The 3,640-nt window shown below is 62.5% G+C and carries 4 protein-coding genes; 1 reads left to right on the top strand and 3 read right to left on the bottom strand.

Annotation, left to right across the window (positions count from 1 at the left end; all coding sequences use genetic code 11):
- On the bottom strand, window positions 1–2,370 hold a 2,370-nt coding region (locus tag EOA27_RS27355; protein ID WP_145970564.1), incomplete at its 3' end, for an AAA family ATPase.
- Between the two features lie 49 nt (window positions 2,371–2,419).
- Between EOA27_RS27355 and EOA27_RS42340 the strand changes: the two genes are divergently transcribed.
- Complete coding sequence (locus EOA27_RS42340; protein ID WP_245466946.1) at window positions 2,420–2,572, top strand: hypothetical protein; 153 nt, start codon at window positions 2,420–2,422, stop codon at window positions 2,570–2,572.
- Between the two features lie 11 nt (window positions 2,573–2,583).
- Here EOA27_RS42340 and EOA27_RS27350 read toward each other — a convergent pair whose 3' ends face one another.
- Window positions 2,584–3,060, bottom strand: coding sequence for an integrase (locus EOA27_RS27350; protein ID WP_245466945.1), 477 nt, complete (start codon window positions 3,058–3,060; stop codon window positions 2,584–2,586).
- Window positions 3,061–3,339: 279 nt separating this feature from the next.
- Window positions 3,340–3,640: alpha/beta hydrolase (locus EOA27_RS27345; RefSeq protein WP_145970563.1), on the bottom strand; the 301-nt coding region annotated here is incomplete at its 5' end.

Here is a 3,640-nt window from a genome sequence, read left to right as displayed (position 1 = left end):
GCCGTGCTCATAGAGCGACAGTCCGGCGTCGACTGTCGCGATGCAGCGGTCGTGGCGGCCAAGATTGAAGTCGATTGCCCACACGCAATGCCTGGCCTGGAGTTGCACTTCGGCATCCTCGACATCCCTGAGATCGCTGAGCACGACCTCCGCGCGCTCGCCGTCCATGACGGTATCCGTAAACCACCAGCCCCAGTAGATCGGGAACCACTTGGCCCGCTCGGCCACCGGCCGCCGCCGGGCGATCACCACACCGTCCTCGTACAATTTGCGGGCGGGCGCCGAGTTCGGACCTTCGACAGCGGTCAGGATGGGACCGAGCACGATCATTGCCGATAGCCGCAGCGCGTCTCGCGTGTCGGCTGCCGCAACGCGCTCGCAGAGCGCCAATGCATGCTCGAGTATCTGCCTCGCTTCCGCCATCGCCGAGCGGGACGAGCTTTCCGTGCCTGCGATCACGAACTGAGCTATCGCGTCCTCCAGAAGGCCTGCGCGCTCTGCATGCTCGGCAACCTCGGCGGTGCCCAGCCACCCGGCCAGGTTTCGATTGCGGCTCACCGCGGCAAACAGGCGGCGATGCAAGGCTTGGCGTCTCTTGCGCAGCGTTGCGTTGTAGATCGTCTCCTGGATAAGCGCATGGCGCACGCCATAAACCGGAGCGCCGGAAGGCCGCACACGGATCAGGAACCCGGCGTCACTCAGCGTATCCAGCGCGTTTGCGATGATTTCGTCGTCGAGCTCCGGCAACAGCGCGCGCAGCAATTCCTGATTGAAACGGTTGCCCGCGACGGCCGCAGCGCGCGCGACTTCGCGTGCCGACCCCAGCGTTTCGAGCCTGGCCTCGATCACGCTTTCGAACACCGAGGCATGACTGCGCGTCGCGGTCTGCTCCAGCCGATCCGTTGCCGACGCCGCGTTCTCGGTCATCCACTGGCAGATTTCTTCGATGAACAGCGGGACGCCTCCGGTCACGCGTTCCACCACGTCGAGAAATTCCGGGGAAGTTGACGGCGTGCCTTGCGGCCACATGGCCGCGATCGCCAGCCGCGTTTGCTCGCGGTTGAGCGGCTTTAGCGAGATATGCCTTGGATTCGATGCTGCCAGCCAGCTCCCGGATTCAGGGCGCGTGGTCGCGATGACAAGCGCCCGGAAGTGACGGGCCGACTGTGCAAGTTCAGCCAACAATTGTCTCGACGTCAGATCGATCCAATGGATGTCCTCGACCACCAGAACAATCGGCCCGCTGGCGCACAGGGCTTCGAGCGCGTGGCGAACCGCCCAATTGGCTTTCGCGCGCATCGCTTCGGCGTCGATCTCCTTGAGCATCGGATCGCCCCCCGCAGCGCCGAGCAGGAACGAAAAGATGTCGATGATTTCAGGATCGTGGACGTCATGATCGCGGAAAGCTTCCGCCACGGCGGCAGCACTCAGCTGCCCTTCATTGCCGGCGAGATCGCCGCCTACGTTCTGTAGCAGCGGATGGAGCGCCGAGCGCAAGCCGCCGGGCGTGCACTGGAAGAATAGGAGTTTCGCGCGCTGGTGACGCGTGCGCCGGCGCACTTCGTGAAGAATGCGCGACTTGCCGATCCCGGCCTCGCCCTCGATCACCACAACGCCGCCGTTTCCCGCAAGGGCGCTGTCCCATGCTTCGGCGATTGTGGCGAGCTCGGCCTCGCGATCGACGAGCGGACTGCTCAGCCGCCCGAAGGCGAAGAAGCGGTCGACCTCGCGCTTGTGACTCAGCGCGCGCCAGACCAGCTCCGGCTCGGCAAACCCCTTGATCGCATGGGCGCCCCTAAAGCTGAACACATGCGACCGTCGTGCCAGGTTGCGTGTCGCGTCCGAGACCATCACCGTATCCGGCTGCGCGATGGCCTGGAGCCGCGTGGCCATCGCGAAGGCCGGGCCGGTGACATTGTCGTGACCGGTATCGGCGTCACCCTTGTGGATCAGGGTCATCGATGTCGCGATTCCGACTCGGACATGCAAATCGGCGCGGCCTTTGTCCGAGCCGACGCGCCTGCAGGCGTCGATGATTTCGAGCCCGGCTCGGATCGCCAGCGATGCCGCGTCCTTGGCGTCTATTTCGGCAGGAAACAAAGCAACGCCGCCATCACCGACCTCGACCTGGACGGCACCCGAGCATGACGCGACCGCCTGTTTCGTCGCCCGCTGGAAGGCTGATATAAGTTCCTCGAACTCTTCGATGTCCAGGATGGCAAGAAGGTCGGTCGATCCGACCAGGTCGTAGCAGAGCGCGGTCAGGATTCGACGCTCATGCCGGGCTTCGGACGGATTGTCGCCGTTGCCGCCCAGAAAACCTGTTGCCACAGACGCCCCCGGCAACGCGACCGGACCCTTCTCCGACATGCTGCGATTTCCTCGCCGAGTGCAGTGGCGGCAACATTAGCAAAGTACGATGCTGTCCACAAAACACTTGATCGGTGGGCAGGGCAGGAAAAAGCCGATGCTGGGATCGTTATGGAGAGAAATCCTCAAGGCGCAAACTCTTGGTGTGGCCAAGCAGAATCTGGATGGCCCGCAGGTTTCCTGTCGCCTTGTAGATGATTGACGCGATTGGGCTTATGCCCCAGGAATACGGAACGCATTCCCTGTGCCCGCCTGGACCCACTCATCGACGAGACGGGCATACTGTCTTGTGCTTAGGTGAGCAGCATGGTTGATCCTGCTAGGGAATGCATAATCATCAACACCACCGCCGCGTCGTTGTAGCCAGGCAAGAAGACTTGCGCGTGCGTCGCTCATCTGTTCGAACTGTACTGGCCGGCTAGTCTTCTGCTGCACGACCATCGAGCGTGTCCGAATTTCCGGGCCGACCACGAGGGTACCGATCTTAATCTTGACGAGGTCACACCCGCGCAGCTTGCTGTCGATCGCGAGATCGAAAAGCGCGCGATCGCGCAAACGCTGCTCCCGATCCAGGAAGAAGCGGATAGCCCATATCTGTCGAGGTTTCAGAGGTCGTTTCGTGCCAACCTTCTTGCCTGCATTCCAAGCGCGGCGACCGTGGGCGGTCGGGTCATATTGTGAATGTCCCATTTCGTTTCTCCTGCGGCCGTGATTGGCCGGCATAGAAACGAGGAGGCAATGGCAACGTCGGGGCCGGCTGCTGTCCGTCCGCTTGTGGGCACTACTCGAAACAGCCGCCGTCGCATGTTCAGCCGCTCAAGCATTGAACGGGGCCGACGCCAGCCATCCGGGAAGGCCGCGTCGGCAGTTCAGCATAGTTGACGGCCCTTATCCGCCGTTCGATGAAGAGAGACTGCCGCGGGGTGGTCTCGCTGTCTCCAGCTGCGCCTTTATGGGTTACAACCGGCATTAATTCGTCTGGGCGGCCACGCCAGCGATGAAGTCGGCGACTTCCTGAGGATGCGAGAGCATCACCGCGTGGCTGGAGTCGATTTCCACCACTTTTGCTTTCGCGCGTGCCGCATTGGCGCGCTGCTGGCTGGGTGGGATCATGTGATCTTTGGTCGTCACCATGAAATAGGTCGGCTTCTCCTTCCAGGCGGGGGCGGTGATCTTTGTCTGCACGGCTTCCAAACCCCAGGGCACCTGCGCATCCGCCATGAAGCGAGCCGTCTTTGGATCGACATCGGCAGCGAAGGAAGTCGGGAAC

Origin of the sequence: Mesorhizobium sp. M2A.F.Ca.ET.037.01.1.1 (assembly GCF_003998075.1) — a bacterium.
In the GTDB taxonomy this organism is placed as follows: Bacteria; Pseudomonadota; Alphaproteobacteria; order Rhizobiales; family Rhizobiaceae; genus Mesorhizobium.
This window is presented reverse-complemented; position numbering and strand designations above follow the sequence as displayed.

Coding starts and splice junctions, on each gene's coding strand:
- EOA27_RS42340 (WP_245466946.1), top strand. CDS start 2,420: ATGCTGTCCACAAAACACTTGATCGGTGGGCAGGGCAGGAAAAAGCCG.
- EOA27_RS27350 (WP_245466945.1), bottom strand. CDS start 3,060: ATGGGACATTCACAATATGACCCGACCGCCCACGGTCGCCGCGCTTGG.